Consider the following 14,077-nt stretch of genomic DNA (forward strand, 5'->3'; position numbering starts at 1 on the left):
ATCAAAGAGTTACAGCGTCCTTTGTGCGTCCTAAAGGACGCACGGCGCTATAGTGCATGGCCCCCAAAAATGCGCAGCGGTTTTGGGATAACGACATGCATAAGGAGGAAGGTTCGGAACTGAACGCCCGACAGAAATAGACCGGGCGTCGGGCCCGGTCGAGTGTTCCGTGTACTCCGTGATGGGAATGGATTCTTGACCTTGTTGCGTTGTCGCTGGGAAAGGAGACAACGCCTCCCGAAATACCGTTCAGAATTAGTGTGTCGAGGAACGGAGTCTTTCGATTTCGTCCTTGATGCGCAGCTTCCGCCGCTTGAGTTCGCTAATCAACTCGTCCTCGCAGGACGGTGAGTTGAGAGCAGCGTGGAGCTCCTGTTCCAGGGCGCCATGTTTTTTCTCAAGCGTTGCAAGATGAGCCTCAATGGTCATTTGGCAGTCCCTTCCTTTTGCTTGCATCCGGCAGGTAAATGCCGGATGTTCCATGGTGGTAACCTTACTACTCTGCCACGCCATTTTTCATTTGTCGAAGGCGAAATGATGACGTCGGATAACTTCCCGTTACCGCCCAAGATGTGGTAGAGCGGCGCATGAAAATTCCGGATCGCAGTTCGAATGCGATCGGGCTTATGGGGATCGTTTTGCATGCCGGACCAGGACCAGGCCGAACTCAGACTGACCATCGCGCGCCTGAGGCAGGAACATGAAGACTACGACGTCGCCATCAACGCCATGATCGAGACCGGCTGCGACGCCTTGCGCATTCAGCGCATGAAGAAGAAGAAGCTGGCCATCAAGGACAAGATCAGCAAGATCGAAGACCAGATCATCCCCGATATCATCGCCTGAAACGGATCAAGACAGACGTGACAGACACGACCACCCCGCCCGTCGCCATCATCATGGGAAGCCAGTCGGACTGGGAGACGATGAAGAACGCCGCCGACACGCTCGAAGCGCTCGACATCGCCTACGAGGCCCGCATCGTTTCGGCTCACCGCACGCCGGACCGGCTGGTGAGCTTCGCCAAGGGCGCACGTGACGAGGGCTTCAAGGTGATCATCGCCGGCGCCGGCGGCGCCGCGCACCTGCCGGGCATGTGCGCATCGATGACACCGCTGCCGGTCTTCGGCGTGCCGGTGCAGTCGAAGGCGCTTTCCGGTCAGGACAGCCTGCTTTCGATCGTGCAGATGCCGGCCGGCATTCCCGTCGGCACGCTGGCGATCGGAAAGGCGGGGGCTATTAATGCGGCGCTGCTCGCCGCCGCCGTCCTCGCCCTTGGCGACGACGATCTCGCCGACCGCCTCGACGACTGGCGCGAACAGCAGACCGTCTCGGTAGCCGAGTACCCGGTGGACCAGGCATGAAGACCATCGGCATTATTGGCGGCGGCCAGCTCGGCCGCATGCTGGCGATGGCGGCTGCCCGCCTGAATTACCGCACCGTCATTCTCGAACCGCAGCCGGACTGTCCCGCCGCCCAGGTCGCCAATGCCCAGATCGTTGCGCCTTACGACGACGCGCACGGGCTTGACGAACTCGCCGCGGTCTCCGATCTCATCACCTATGAGTTCGAAAACGTACCGGTCTCAGCAGCCATAAGATTGGCGGCCTCGCGCCCGGTTTTCCCCCCGCCGAAGGCGCTGGAAGTGGCGCAGGACCGGCTCGTGGAAAAGCGGTTCATCAATGACTGCGGCATTGCCACTGCGCGCTTCCACGCCGTCGACAGCCAGGTGGATCTTGAACTGGCACTCGCCGACTTCGGCGGCGCAGGCGTGCTCAAGACCCGGCAGCTCGGCTATGACGGCAAGGGCCAGCGCGTGTTCCGCTCGACTGCGGACGACCCCGCCGGCGCCTTCGCGGCCCTCGGCCAGGTCCCCCTCATCCTGGAAAGCTTCGTACCGTTCGAGCGCGAGATCTCGATCATCGCTGCGCGCAGCCCTGACGGCACGAGCGCCTGTTTCGATCCGGCAGAGAACGTGCATCGGAACGGCATCCTCCACACCTCGACCGTGCCAGCGTCCGTGGGCTCCGCGACGGCAGACGCCGCACGGGCAGCGGCAACTGCCATACTCGACGCGCTCGGCTATGTCGGCGTGATCGGAGTCGAGTTCTTCGTGCTGGCCGATGGCAGCGTCGTCGCCAACGAGATCGCGCCGCGCGTCCACAATTCCGGCCACTGGACGGAAGCGGCCTGCGTCGTCTCGCAGTTCGAGCAGCATATCCGCGCCATTGCCGGCCTGCCGCTGGGCGACCCCTCACGCCATTCGGACTGCGTGATGCAGAATCTTATCGGCGACGATATTGCCGAGGTCCCTGGCTTGCTTGCCGAACGCAACGTGCTCGTTCATCTCTACGGCAAGGCGGAGGCGCGCGTCGGCCGCAAGATGGGCCATTTCACCCGCCTGCGCTGAGAGAACGCCCACAGATTTGCACTGTGCGGAAGGAAAACCCCAGTCGTGCGGTTGACACAATAGGGGCGACACGGTATGTGCCTGCCTACTTGGAGCGCGCTGAATGGCGCGCTTTTGATTGTTAGAGATTACCGGGCGAATTTTCGTTCCCCGAAACCTGCGGATCAGGAAAATGAAGATCAAGAATTCGCTCAAGTCGCTGAAGGCCCGTCACCGCGAAAACCGTCTGGTTCGTCGCAAAGGCCGCGTCTACATCATCAACAAGCAGAACCCGCGCTTCAAGGCACGTCAGGGCTGACGTACCCGGGGCAGCGATCGGGTTGCCCTGCCGGATTGGCGGTTCGCTCCTGGTGATCCCCCATATTTGATTTGATCTTGTTCCATGGCGGGCTACGATGTCCGCCATGCGTATTTTTGTGACCTTGATTCTGGCATCGCTTGCCGTCCTCACCGTCTCAACCGGCAATCCGCTCCGGGCGGCGGAGCCAGCGCCGCAAACGGAAACGGCAACCCTCACCACACCGAAACAGCGTCTTGATTCCCTGTTCGCCGACCTGAAGAAGGAACGCGACGAGGCGAAGGCGCGGCAACTCGCCGACCGCATCCGGCTGGAATGGCAGGATTCCGGCAGCGCCACCGTGAACCTCCTGATGCAATGGGCCGACAAGGCAATCGCCGACGACAAGAAACCCGTTGCGCTCGACATCCTCGATCAGGTGATCGCGCTTGCTCCTAACTACGTGGAAGGCTGGAACCGCCGCGCCACCTTGCACTATCAAATGGGCAACTACCGCAAGTCAATGTCCGACATAAATCGCGTGCTCGCGATCGAACCACGGCATTTCGGCGCCATTGCAGGCATGGCCACCATGCTCGGTGCCGCCGGCAAGGACGAGCTGGCCATGCGCGCCTGGGAACAGTTCCTCGATATCTATCCATCGGATAGAAAGGCGCAGGAGCAGCTTGGCGAGCTGGCGGAGAAGCTGGCGGGCAGCCGGACCTGAGCTGGTGCGACAGGGGCAGCTTCGCCGAAGCGACGCCGACGGCGGAAGCCTGCCAGGATTGCTTCCGGAGGCACATGCGGTAGAGCCTGCACCCTTCTCAAGCGCAAATTGGGGAAGACCAGTCCGATCATGCTCGCGGCGTTGCTGCTTCTCGCCATCCTAACGATCGCCAGCATCGGCTACAGTGTCTGGCAGGCACGACGCATATCCGCCCGCTTCCCCAACCTGGGCGACCTTGTCGATGTCGGCGGCTTCCGTATGAACTGCGTCCAGGTCTCCGCGCCCGGAAGCCCCGATCTGCCGCCGATCGTCTTCATCCACGGTGCCGGCGGGAACCTGCTCGATCAGATGCATGCCTTCAGGCCGGCGCTCGAAGGCCGGGCGGAGCTGCTTTTCGTCGACCGGCCGGGCCACGGTTACTCGGAGCGCGGCGGATCCTTCAATGGCTGGCCAGACGGCCAGGCAGAGGCGATCGCCAGACTGATGGAAAGGCGCGGCATCGATCGCGCCATCGTCGTCGGCCACTCCTTCGGCGCTGCAATTGCCGCAAGCTTTGCGCTCCATCACCCGGAACGAACCGCGGGTGTCGTGCTTCTCGCACCGGCGACGCATCCCTGGCCCGGCGGAATCGACTGGTACTTCACCTTGGCGAAGCTGCCTTGCCTCGGCTGGCTCTTCGCCCATACGGTCGCCACCCCGCTCGGCCTCCGGCGCATCGACAGCGCGACACGCTCGATCTTCTCTCCCAATGAGCGCCCGCTGGATTACATCGGCAAGACCGCTCCGCATCTGGTGCTGCGGCCGGCAACCTTTCTCAACAATGCGATCGACGTTGCCAACCTGCACGCCTATGTGACGCGTGTCTCTCCGCGCTATGCCGAGATCGCGGCACCGACGGTCATCATCACCGGCGACAGCGACGCCATTGTCCTAGCCGATATCCATGCGCGCGGCCTTGCGCGCGACATTGTCGGATCGGAGCTGTTGTGGATCGCCAATCTCGGCCACAAACCGGATTACGTGGTGACCGAAGTCGTCGTTGCCGCGATCGAGAAACTGGCGGGCAAACCGTGCGACCTCCAGGAGGCCGCACGGCGGGCCGGAGCCCGCCTCGCGGTCAAGGACGCTTCAATGCCGGAGAAGTCCTATACGCCGGTAAGCCCATCCGAGCCGATATAGGCGATGCGCAGCATATTGGTGGCACCCGGCGTTCCGAGCGGGACACCGGCGGAGATGATGATGCGGTCGCCCGGCTTTCCAAAACCCTCCGCCGCGACGATGCGGCAGGCGCGGTTGACCATGTCATCGAGATCTTTCGCATCCTCGGTGACCACGCAGTGCAGGCCCCAGACGACCGAAAGGCGTCTTGCGGTCTCGACGATCGGCGAAAGCGCGATGACCGGCACCTGCGGCCGCTCACGTGCAGCGCGCAGGCCCGTTGCGCCGGACGACGTGTAGGTGACGATCGCCGCGAGCTTCAGCGTCTCGGCGATCTGGTGAGCGGCGAGAGAAATAGCGTCGGCGCCGGTCGCCTCGGGCGGCGTGCGCTGCGCATAGATAATGCCCGGATAATGCGGATCGCGCTCGACGTTGCTCGCGATCGAGGCCATGGTCGAAACCGCCTCGACCGGATACTCGCCGGAGGCGGATTCGGCCGAAAGCATTACGGCGTCGGCGCCTTCGAACACAGCCGTGGCCACGTCGGACACTTCCGCGCGCGTCGGAACCGGCGAGGAAATCATCGACTCCAGCATCTGGGTGGCGACGACCACCGGCTTGCCGGCACGCCGACAGGCACGCGTCAGTTGCTTCTGCAGGCCAGGGACGGATTCAAGCGGCATCTCGACGCCGAGATCGCCGCGCGCCACCATCAGCGCGTCCGAAAGCTCGATGATCTCGTCGATGCGCTCGATCGCCTGTGGCTTTTCGATCTTCGACATCAGGCCGACACGGCCGCGGGCAACCTTGCGGACCTCGGCAAGATCTTCCGGCCGCTGGATGAAGGAGAGCGCCACCCAGTCGACCTGCCCTGTCGCCAGAACGGCGTCGAGGTCGACGCGGTCCTTCTCGGTCAGCGCGCCGACGCCAAGCAGCGTGTCGGGCAGGCTCACGCCCTTGCGGTCCGATATCCTCGTGCCGGAGACAACGGTCGTGACGATGCTCTTGCCGTCCGTCTTCTCGGCCCTGAGGTGCAGCTTGCCATCGTCGATCAGCAGGCGATCGCCGGGCTTCACCGCCTCGAGGATTTCCGGATGGGGAAGGTAGACGCGGGTGTTGTCGCCGGGGGTCTCCTTGTTGTCGAGCGTGAAAGTCTGCCCGATTTTGAGCTCGACCTTGCCCTCGGCAAACTTGCCGACGCGCAGCTTGGGACCCTGCAGATCGGCCAGAATGCCGATCGGTCGGCCGCAACGGGCTTCGACACTACGGATCTTCTCGATCAGCGAGCGCATGACGTCATGGCTCGCATGGCTCATGTTGATACGGAACAGATCGGCTCCCGCCTCATGCAGCCTCTGGATCATCTGCTCGTCGGACGACGCCGGTCCGAGCGTGGCGAGGATTTTGACTTTTCTGTTCCGCTTCATCAATTCTGGCTTTCCTGCGTGCCGGGCGTGTCGGAAAGCTGAACCATCCAGCTGCCCTGCCGCCCCGTGTCGTATTCCTTGAATCCCATGCGCTGGAAACCGCGCGCGAAGCAGTCCTGCACGCCGGTGATCTTGAATTCGTTCTCGGCGACGCACATGTTGACCTCGCCGGTCCAGCGGCCGCCACGAGCCGCATCTTCCGCGTAGAGATAATAATATCTGGATTGAAGTTCGCCCTCGATCAGCGTCGCGCAGGTCGTTGCCGGCACCTGCCACCAGCCTTCCGTCACCCAGCCCTCCTTGGCGCGGTAGCCGATGGCCACACCTACCAGGGTTTGCGTGCCATTGCAGACACGAAAGTCGGCACGCGCCTCGTCAGCGAAGAGAAACGAACCAGAGATTGCCGTTAAAAACAGGAGGGTAGCCCAGAACGTTCCCAGGCCCGGTTTCGCTTTGGAAAAAGGATATCTAGACACGGCTTCCAACGGAACTCCGTTTTGATTTGCGTGGCACTTTCTTGCGATGCCCAGCCCCGAAAGTCAACGCAACACTAATCGATTACAATTGGCATTCTGGTGACAAAAGGCACAAGAGTTTCGCCTTTTTCTTGCGAATGGCCGTTGCGCGTGCGATCACGGACCGGCGTTGGCAGATCAAGCAGGAGCGGCATGCAGCACTATTCCCCTTACGAGATCATTGAAGGCAATTCAGCGAATGGTCTCGTTCTTTTGGCCGACCACGCCATGAATCGTCTGCCGCCGGAATACGGCAAGCTTGGCCTTCCCGACAGTGCCTTCACCCGGCACATCGCCTATGACATCGGCGTCGAGCCGCTCACGCGGGAACTGGCCTCGGCACTCAATGCGCCGGCCGTGCTCGGTTGCTTCTCGCGGCTGTTGATCGATCCGAACCGCGGCGAGGACGATCCGACGCTGATCATGAAGATCTCCGACGGCGCGATCATCCCGGGCAATCACCCGATTACCGACGAGGAATGGGAGAACAGGCTCAACCGCTTCCATCGCCCCTATCACCGCGCCGTTTCCCAAACGATCGCGCAAGCTGCGGCGGCAGGCGGCAAGGCGCCGCTGGTCATCTCGCTTCATTCCTTCACGCCGTCGTGGAAGGGTATCGCCCGGCCGTGGCATGCCGCGGTGCTCTGGGATAACGATCCGCGTGCTGTGTTTCCGTTGATCGAACGGCTCGAAGCGGCGGGCGATATCGTCGTCGGTAACAACGAGCCCTATGACGGGGCACTGCGCGGCGACACCATGTATCGCCATTGCATGGCGCCGGGTATCGCCCATGCGCTGATCGAGATCCGCCAGGACCTGATCGCCGACACGGCCGGCGTCGCTGCCTGGGCCCGGCGCCTCGCCCCCCTCCTTGCGGAACTCAACGGCCTGCCGACGCTGCATGACTATCAGCGCCACCCCTCGCGGACGGGTGCTTACGACGACTAACCCTGCATGTTTCCTTGGACCGCACCTATTTAAGAACAAGACCCGGCAGCAATTCAAAGTGCTGCAGCATCCTTTGCGCCTCTCATCCGGCGCGGGCGCTGCAGGAGGAGACCATCATGACAGAACTCAGCCAGGACCAGCAGACCGCCCTCGAAGCCGCGGCCTTCCGGCGGCTCGTTGCGCATCTGCGCGAACGCAGCGACGTCCAGAATATCGACCTGATGAACCTTGCCGGCTTCTGCCGCAATTGTCTTTCCAACTGGTATCGCGAGGCTGCCGAGGCCTCCGGCATAGAGATGAGCAAGGAGGAATCGCGCGAGATCATCTACGGCATGCCGTATGACGAATGGCGTGCGCGGCACCAGTCGGACGCATCCGCCGAGCAGAAGGCCGCCTTCGAGCGCAACCGCCCGAAAGAATAGCAATCCTCGCGATGCCGCTCGCGCGGGAAACGCGATGGCAATGTAAGGTCGCATCGCCCTTTTTCGGGGATCCTGCTCCGGGAAATAGCGCCGTTGTTGCGCAATCGCCCTTGACCTCGGCGGCTGTTCGCGGCAGGTCACAGCACCCACGAAATTCAATTCCCCATAAAAGGAGAAGACCATGTCGGATGCTCACGGCGTCGCACGCGACCAGCTTCGTGCTTTCATCGAACGGATCGAACGGCTGGAAGAGGAAAAGAAGACTATCGCGGACGATATCAAGGATGTCTACGGCGAGGCCAAGGCAATGGGCTTCGATACCAAGATCCTGCGCAAGGTCATTTCCATCCGCAAGCAGGATCATGACGAGCGCATGGAACAGGAAGCAATCCTCGACACCTACCTGCAGGCGCTGGGCATGGTTCCGGCAGCCGAAGACGCCGCATAAGCTCCTCTGACGGATCCCCAACGAAAAACCCGCCGACGCGTCGGCGGGTTTTTCCGTTTTCTCGAGTATAGTGGCGATCAGTTGGTGCTGAACTTCTTTACTTCCATGAAGTTCACTGCGTTGCCACTGAAGCGTGCCGTATCGACAGTGCGTACACCACTCGTGAAGCCGGCAGCATAGACCGTCGTCGGCGCGGCACGAAGCGTCTTGCTGACAAAGCGCGGCGCCTTGACCGGCTTCGAAAGAGTGGCGACGCGACCGGTCGAGAGCGCCCATTCCGAAATGATCTTCTGCGTGAGCTTCGGCTCGGTGCGGACAGACGAGCGGCTGGCCGCCTCGGCATCCTGCTTCTTCGGCCGGCTGCCCTTTGCCGATACCTCGCCCTCAGTGTCGAAGGCGCTGTCGAAGATCAATTCCTTCGAGCTCGTGTCCGACCGGGGCGCATAGGCTGCCATTTCGATCGGCTGAGCGGCTGGTTCAGGTTCCGTCGTCGGCGCCGCAAGCGCCACACGCGTCTCCGCCTGGGCAGCCGTGTCACGCGGCGCCTCGGCGGAGGCGACGACCGGACGATCCGCGAAAGCCGGGATGGCAACCTCTGCCTCGGCAACGGCCGCAAGCGCAGCCTCTCCGGCTGGGCGCATCGCCGGGACCGGCACGAAACCGAGCGCCTGAGCATCCCCTGTTGCGGCATCAGTGGACGCCACCAGCGTTCCGTTGGCAATCATCTCGTTCATATCACGGCGGTCGAGCATCTGCGGAACCGGCACCTTCAACGTGCTGAGATCCGCAAATTCCGATGGCACGGCCGGCGTCTGCTGCATGGCCGCGGCCAACGCCTCCTGGGCGTTGTTTTGCGCAGGCGCGACGAGTGCGACCGCGACGCCGCCATTGGCCGGCGCATCCTTGAAGGCCGGGCGAACGGTCGGAACCGGTGCGTTGATGTTCTGCTGTTCCTCCGAGGTCTGGCCGGCGACCGAGCCTGCGACACCCGGAAGCGCTTCCTGCCCAGCCGGAGCAGATGCGGTCTGAGCCGTGGCCGGAGCCTCGCCCTCGCCGTCGTCAGCCGCGCCGGCCGCGATTGCTTCTGGTTCTTCATCCTCGTCGCCGCCACCGCCGAAGAGCATGGCGAAGAGATTGCCGCTACGCTTGCCACTGGCAGCGTCGCCCGGTCCCTTGGCGCCGCCGCCGGCAACCTCGATAGCCGTCGCGCCGACGCGCCGCTTGTAATCTGCGACCGCCTGCTGATAGCCCGGCAACGGCTTGCCGTCAGACGGCACGTGCATGGTCTTGCCGTCCGGGAAGAGACGAGCGAGCTCGTTGCGGGTCATGCGCGGCCAGGCGCGCACGCCGCCGACGTCCATATGGACGAAGGGAGAGCCGGAGGTCGGATAATAGCCGACGCCACCCACCTGGAACTTCATGCCGATTTCGCGGAGTGTCTTGAGCTTCACGTCGGGCAGGTAGAAGTCCATCGCCTTGCCGAGCATGTGCTGGCTCTTCTTGGCGACACCCTTGGAGCGGGACCGAAGCATGCTGTTGGTGGCCGGAGAGCGATAAGCGGAAACGACGTGAATATAGTCGCGCGAACCGCTCCTTTGGTAGACCTCCCAGACGAGATCAAGAAGCCGCGGATCCATCCTGGTTGGCTCGTTGCGCCGCCAGTCGCGCAGGAAACGGTTTATCTCCTGCAATCCCCTCGAATCGTAGCGGCCGTTGCGCTTGAAGGTGATCTGCGCCTTTTCCTTGGTATGAATGAAATAAAGCTTCAAGGTCCGGGTCTGGCCGGCCGCTTCGACGGGAGGTGCCATGCCGGGTGTGACGAGGGACGATGCCAATGCGATCGAGGCAAGAACTTGTGGTCCCTTGCGGGCAATCGCCGAGCAGACTCTGCGCGCCAAGAAGCCGAGTGGCTTCTTCAAACCGAACAAATTTGGCATTCAATCCCCGCCTGCCGGACAACCGTGCTTCGCTGTCTCACTTGACTGTCAAATAAGGTGACAGCATGGCAATTATGCCACAGTAGTCACCGCCCCTTATAATATAGTGAACAGTTGACTAACAAGGTCTAAACGGCGGTGACGCAATTGTGCGGGCAATGAGTTGGGAATGCGTCGAAATTATGCGGCCTCACGCAGCGGATCGTCGGGGTCGATGCCGTAATCCTTGAGTTTTCGATAGAGCGTCGAGCGTCCGATACCGAGTTTTCGCGCGACTTGGCTCATCTGCCCACGGTAGAACTTCAAGGCAAAACGAATCAGTTCCTCCTCGACCTCGGCCAGCTTGCGTACATCGCCACCCTCATCGACGCTGGCGATGGCGTTCTCCAGGCGGTTGTCCGTTGCAGCCTCCCGGGAGGCCGGTTGCTCCGCAACCTTCAAATCGGCACGCGCGCCGGAAGCGTATTCGCCAACCATCGGAGCACGTTCCGGCCCGGCCTCGCCCCAGGAGAAGCCGGAACGGTCCGCGACGACGTAGCCGGGGATCTGGGTCGCGATCTGCGGAAAATCCTTGACCGTGAGCTCGTTGCCCTCCGCAAGCACCACCGCGCGGAAAATGGCGTTCTCGAGCTGGCGGATATTGCCCGGCCAATCGTAGGCCGTCAGCAGCGCCATTGCACCGTTCGACACGGTCAGCGGCTGGTTGAGCCTCTGCTCGGCGGCAAAGCGCTCGACGAAGGCGCGCACCAGCACCGGAATGTCTTCCTTGCGCCGGCGCAGGGCCGGAATGGTGATCGGGAAGACATTGAGGCGATAATAAAGATCTTCCCGGAACCGCCCTTCGCGCACCTCGTTGATGAGGTCCTTGTTGGTGGCCGAGATCAGCCGGACGTTGACCTTCTGCGGATGACGTGCGCCGACAGTCTCTATCTCGCCCTGCTGAACGGCGCGCAGGAGCTTGACCTGAACGTCAAGCGGTAGATCGCCGATCTCGTCGAGGAAGAGCGTCCCCCCATCCGCGTCGACGAATTTGCCGGTGTGCTTTTCGGTTGCGCCGGTGAAGGCGCCCTTCTCGTGGCCGAACAGGATGCTTTCGACGAGATTGTGCGGTATCGCGCCGCAATTGACGGTGACGAACGGCTTGCCGGCCCGGTCGCTCGCCGATTGGATCGCGCGCGCCACCATCTCCTTGCCGACGCCGGATTCGCCTTCAAGCACGATCGGAATATTGGACTGCGCGGCACGGCGGGCAAGATCGATGACCCGGATCATCGCCGGGCTCGCCGAAACGATGTCGGCAAACCCGACCGCGCCCCCGCGCGACCGGCGCGACGTCTTCACCTTGCCATCGCGGTGCGCCATTTTCAGCGCATTGCCGATCGCGACCGCGAGCCGCTCCGGCGACACCGGCTTGACGAGGAAGTCGAAGGCACCGGCCTGCATCGCATGGACGACCGTTTCGATGCCGCCTTGCCCGGTCTGGACGATCACGGGCGTATCGACGCCGCGTTCGGCAAGCGCTTCGAGGAAGCCATGGCCGTTCATCTCGGGCATCAGGAGGTCGAGCAGGATGACATCGATGATACCGCCCTTGCGCACCAGCAGTTCGAGGCCACTGCGCCCGTTGTCGGCGAGATGCGCGACGTGGCCCAGCCGTTCGATCATGTTCGTCAGCAACCGACGCTGGACCGGATCATCATCGATGACAAGAATATGTGATGTCACGAAAGCCTCCTGCTTAGGACACGCGGTACTCTTTGGCCAACCTCATGTGCCAAATCATGCCAGCTATTCGTGCCATAAAGGGCTGAACATCATGTTTTGAGAAAAGCTTGCATTTTATCCATCGGCGGCGATAGCAATGGGGCCCATATCGCCTGCTGCTTCCGCCACGAACACGGGAAATCCGAAGATGCCTCGATCCGCTCGAAACCCCGCCTTTTCTGCTGCTCAATCCGCGCTTCGTGCGACGGCCGGTCAGGCGCATGGTGCTGCCGCCGACCTCGGCGACCTGCCGTCCTGGCGGCTGGAAGATCTTTACGCCTCCGCCACGTCGGAGGCATTCCGCGCCGACATGGCGAAGGCGGAAGCCGACGCGATCGCCTTCGAAAACAAATGGAAAGGCAAGCTGACGGAGGCCGCCGGCAAAACCGGCGACGAGGGGATCGGCGCGGCGGTGAAGGAGTTCGAGGCGCTCGAGGAGTTGATGGGACGGATCGCCTCCTTTGCGGGCCTCACCTATTTCTCCGACACGTCCAATCCGGCGAACGGCAAGCTTTACGGCGACGTCCAGTCGAAGCTCACCGACATGTCGGCACATCTCCTGTTCTTCTCGCTGGAGCTCAATCGCATCGATGACGGTATCATCGATGCGGCGCTGACAAAGGACAGCCTCGCGGCACACTACAAGCCCTGGATCCTCGACCTGCGCAAGGACAAGCCCTTTCAGCTTGAAGACAAGCTGGAGCAGCTTTTCCTCGAAAAGTCGATGACCGGCGCGGCAGCCTTCAACAGGCTGTTCGACGAAACAGTCGCGGCACTCACCTTCAACGTTGATGGCGAGGCACTGCCGCTCGAGGTTACGTTGAATCTCCTGCAGGACCCCTCAGCGGAAACGCGCAGGAAAGCGGCAATGGCGCTCGCCGAAACCTTCAAGGCGAACATCCGCACCTTCACGCTGGTTACCAATACGCTTGCCAAGGACAAGGAAATCTCCGACCGCTGGCGCGGCTTCGCGGATATCGCCGACAGCCGCCATCTCGCCAATCGTGTCGAACGCGAGGTGGTGGACGCGCTGGCCGCCGCGGTGAAGGCAGCCTATCCGCGCCTCTCGCATCGCTACTACGCCATGAAGGCGAAATGGCTCGGCATGGAGCAGATGGACTTCTGGGATCGCAACGCTCCGCTCCCTGAGACGCCCAACGCCGTCATTCCCTGGGACGAGGCAAAGGACACGGTGCTCTCGGCCTATCACGCCTTCGCTCCGGAAATGGCGACGATCGCCCGCCGCTTCTTCGATGACCGCTGGATCGACGCACCCGTCAGGCGCGGCAAGGCGCCTGGCGCCTTCGCCCATCCGACGGTTCCCTCCGTCCATCCCTACGTGCTCGTCAACTATATGGGCAAGCCGCGGGACGTGATGACGCTCGCCCACGAGCTCGGCCACGGCGTGCATCAGGTGCTCGCCGGCGCTCAGGGTGCGCTGATGGCTTCGACGCCGCTGACGCTTGCCGAAACCGCCTCCGTCTTCGGCGAGATGCTGACCTTCCGCGCGCTCCTCGACCGGACCAAGGACAAGCGCGAGCGCAAGGCGATGCTCGCGCAGAAGGTGGAGGATATGATCAACACGGTCGTGCGTCAGATCGCCTTCTACGAATTCGAGCGCAAGGTCCACACTGCCCGCAAGGACGGCGAACTGACCGCCGACGACCTCGGCGACATGTGGCTTTCGGTTCAGACGGAAAGTCTCGGTCCCGCGATCCGGATTTCCGAAGGCTACGAGACCTATTGGGCCTATATCCCGCACTTCATCCACTCGCCCTTCTATGTCTATGCCTACGCCTTCGGCGATTGCCTCGTGAACTCGCTCTACGCCGTCTACCAAAAGGCCGAAAAGGGCTTCCAGGAGAAGTATTTCGAGCTCCTGAAGGCCGGTGGAACCAAGCATCATTCCGAACTGCTGGCGCCCTTCGGCCTCAATGCCACCGATCCGTCGTTCTGGGCGCAGGGACTGTCGATGATTGAGGGGCTGATCGACGAGTTGGAGGCGCTTGATAAGGCAGCCTGAGCCGGCGGGCGTATGCCCCAG

Annotated in this window: 14 protein-coding genes and 1 pseudogene; 10 read left to right on the forward strand and 5 right to left on the reverse strand. The window is 62.3% G+C overall.

From position 1 onward, the window contains the following. Positions 1–255: 255 nt before the first annotated feature. Positions 256–429, reverse strand: a complete 174-nt coding sequence (locus GHK62_RS11960; RefSeq protein ID WP_136508173.1) for a YdcH family protein — start codon at positions 427–429, stop codon at positions 256–258. 213 nt (positions 430–642) lie between these two features. Between GHK62_RS11960 and GHK62_RS11965 the strand changes: the two genes are divergently transcribed. The 6 genes from GHK62_RS11965 (at position 643) to GHK62_RS11990 (ending at position 4,593) form a co-directional block, all read left to right on the forward strand. Continuing rightward, positions 643–846 (forward strand): YdcH family protein, encoded by a 204-nt coding sequence (locus GHK62_RS11965; protein WP_012709331.1) that lies wholly within the window; start codon positions 643–645, stop codon positions 844–846. A gap of 53 nt (positions 847–899) precedes the next feature. Next, positions 900–1,364 carry a 5-(carboxyamino)imidazole ribonucleotide mutase gene (gene purE / locus GHK62_RS11970; protein WP_153439459.1) on the forward strand — a complete coding sequence of 155 codons (465 nt, stop codon included), beginning with the start codon at positions 900–902 and terminating at the stop codon, positions 1,362–1,364. Next, entirely contained in the window at positions 1,361–2,410 is a 1,050-nt protein-coding gene (locus GHK62_RS11975; RefSeq protein ID WP_153439341.1) for a 5-(carboxyamino)imidazole ribonucleotide synthase, read from the forward strand. The genes purE and GHK62_RS11975 overlap by 4 nt, the downstream gene beginning before the upstream one ends. A 172-nt stretch (positions 2,411–2,582) precedes the next feature. Beyond that, the gene (gene ykgO, locus GHK62_RS11980) at positions 2,583–2,708 is read left to right on the forward strand and encodes a type B 50S ribosomal protein L36 (protein WP_119256688.1); all 126 of its coding nucleotides are present in this window, start codon (positions 2,583–2,585) and stop codon (positions 2,706–2,708) included. A gap of 97 nt (positions 2,709–2,805) precedes the next feature. Continuing rightward, entirely contained in the window at positions 2,806–3,414 is a 609-nt protein-coding gene (locus tag GHK62_RS11985) for a hypothetical protein (RefSeq protein ID WP_153439343.1), read from the forward strand. Between the two features lie 129 nt (positions 3,415–3,543). Further along, complete coding sequence (locus GHK62_RS11990) at positions 3,544–4,593, forward strand: alpha/beta fold hydrolase (RefSeq protein WP_153439345.1); 1,050 nt, start codon at positions 3,544–3,546, stop codon at positions 4,591–4,593. Here GHK62_RS11990 and pyk read toward each other — a convergent pair. Both pyk and GHK62_RS12000 read right to left on the reverse strand, forming a co-directional pair. Then, the gene (gene pyk, locus GHK62_RS11995) at positions 4,560–5,999 is read right to left on the reverse strand and encodes a pyruvate kinase (protein ID WP_153439347.1); all 1,440 of its coding nucleotides are present in this window, start codon (positions 5,997–5,999) and stop codon (positions 4,560–4,562) included. The genes GHK62_RS11990 and pyk overlap by 34 nt on opposite strands. Beyond that, positions 5,999–6,388, reverse strand: a pseudogene (locus tag GHK62_RS12000) (DUF1036 domain-containing protein); the annotation flags it as partial. The pseudogene GHK62_RS12000 and the gene pyk, both read right to left, overlap by 1 nt. A gap of 279 nt (positions 6,389–6,667) precedes the next feature. Between GHK62_RS12000 and GHK62_RS12005 the strand changes: the two are divergent. The 3 genes from GHK62_RS12005 (at position 6,668) to GHK62_RS12015 (ending at position 8,332) form a co-directional block, all read left to right on the forward strand. Beyond that, positions 6,668–7,462 carry an N-formylglutamate amidohydrolase gene (locus GHK62_RS12005; RefSeq protein ID WP_153439349.1) on the forward strand — a complete coding sequence of 265 codons (795 nt, stop codon included), beginning with the start codon at positions 6,668–6,670 and terminating at the stop codon, positions 7,460–7,462. Between the two features lie 116 nt (positions 7,463–7,578). Beyond that, positions 7,579–7,884, forward strand: coding sequence for a DUF1244 domain-containing protein (locus GHK62_RS12010; RefSeq protein ID WP_153439351.1), 306 nt, complete (start codon positions 7,579–7,581; stop codon positions 7,882–7,884). Between the two features lie 181 nt (positions 7,885–8,065). Continuing rightward, positions 8,066–8,332, forward strand: coding sequence for a DUF2312 domain-containing protein (locus GHK62_RS12015; protein ID WP_136508132.1), 267 nt, complete (start codon positions 8,066–8,068; stop codon positions 8,330–8,332). A gap of 77 nt (positions 8,333–8,409) precedes the next feature. On the opposite strand, the gene GHK62_RS12020 is transcribed toward GHK62_RS12015, so the two are convergent. Both GHK62_RS12020 and GHK62_RS12025 read right to left on the reverse strand, forming a co-directional pair. Further along, positions 8,410–10,269: a peptidoglycan L,D-endopeptidase MepK gene (locus tag GHK62_RS12020; RefSeq protein WP_153439353.1), complete on the reverse strand. Its 1,860-nt coding sequence runs from the start codon at positions 10,267–10,269 to the stop codon at positions 8,410–8,412. A 180-nt stretch (positions 10,270–10,449) separates the two neighbouring features. Next, positions 10,450–11,994 carry a sigma-54-dependent transcriptional regulator gene (locus tag GHK62_RS12025; protein WP_184108577.1) on the reverse strand — a complete coding sequence of 515 codons (1,545 nt, stop codon included), beginning with the start codon at positions 11,992–11,994 and terminating at the stop codon, positions 10,450–10,452. Between the two features lie 187 nt (positions 11,995–12,181). Here GHK62_RS12025 and GHK62_RS12030 point away from each other — a divergent pair, with 187 nt between their 5' ends. After that, positions 12,182–14,056 (forward strand): M3 family oligoendopeptidase, encoded by a 1,875-nt coding sequence (locus tag GHK62_RS12030; RefSeq protein ID WP_153439355.1) that lies wholly within the window; start codon positions 12,182–12,184, stop codon positions 14,054–14,056. Positions 14,057–14,077: the final 21 nt, after the last annotated feature.

Source organism: Sinorhizobium terangae, from assembly GCF_009601505.1.
Classification (GTDB): domain Bacteria; phylum Pseudomonadota; class Alphaproteobacteria; order Rhizobiales; family Rhizobiaceae; genus Sinorhizobium; species Sinorhizobium terangae.

Bases quoted from the DNA above. Each gene is read 5' to 3' on its own strand.
- GHK62_RS11960 (WP_136508173.1), bottom strand. From the start codon at position 429: ATGACCATTGAGGCTCATCTTGCAACGCTTGAGAAAAAACATGGCGCC.
- GHK62_RS11965 (WP_012709331.1), top strand. From the start codon at position 643: ATGCCGGACCAGGACCAGGCCGAACTCAGACTGACCATCGCGCGCCTG.
- purE (WP_153439459.1), top strand. From the start codon at position 900: ATGGGAAGCCAGTCGGACTGGGAGACGATGAAGAACGCCGCCGACACG.
- GHK62_RS11975 (WP_153439341.1), top strand. From the start codon at position 1,361: ATGAAGACCATCGGCATTATTGGCGGCGGCCAGCTCGGCCGCATGCTG.
- ykgO (WP_119256688.1), top strand. From the start codon at position 2,583: ATGAAGATCAAGAATTCGCTCAAGTCGCTGAAGGCCCGTCACCGCGAA.
- GHK62_RS11985 (WP_153439343.1), top strand. From the start codon at position 2,806: ATGTCCGCCATGCGTATTTTTGTGACCTTGATTCTGGCATCGCTTGCC.
- GHK62_RS11990 (WP_153439345.1), top strand. From the start codon at position 3,544: ATGCTCGCGGCGTTGCTGCTTCTCGCCATCCTAACGATCGCCAGCATC.
- pyk (WP_153439347.1), bottom strand. From the start codon at position 5,999: ATGAAGCGGAACAGAAAAGTCAAAATCCTCGCCACGCTCGGACCGGCG.
- GHK62_RS12005 (WP_153439349.1), top strand. From the start codon at position 6,668: ATGCAGCACTATTCCCCTTACGAGATCATTGAAGGCAATTCAGCGAAT.
- GHK62_RS12010 (WP_153439351.1), top strand. From the start codon at position 7,579: ATGACAGAACTCAGCCAGGACCAGCAGACCGCCCTCGAAGCCGCGGCC.
- GHK62_RS12015 (WP_136508132.1), top strand. From the start codon at position 8,066: ATGTCGGATGCTCACGGCGTCGCACGCGACCAGCTTCGTGCTTTCATC.
- GHK62_RS12020 (WP_153439353.1), bottom strand. From the start codon at position 10,269: ATGCCAAATTTGTTCGGTTTGAAGAAGCCACTCGGCTTCTTGGCGCGC.
- GHK62_RS12030 (WP_153439355.1), top strand. From the start codon at position 12,182: ATGCCTCGATCCGCTCGAAACCCCGCCTTTTCTGCTGCTCAATCCGCG.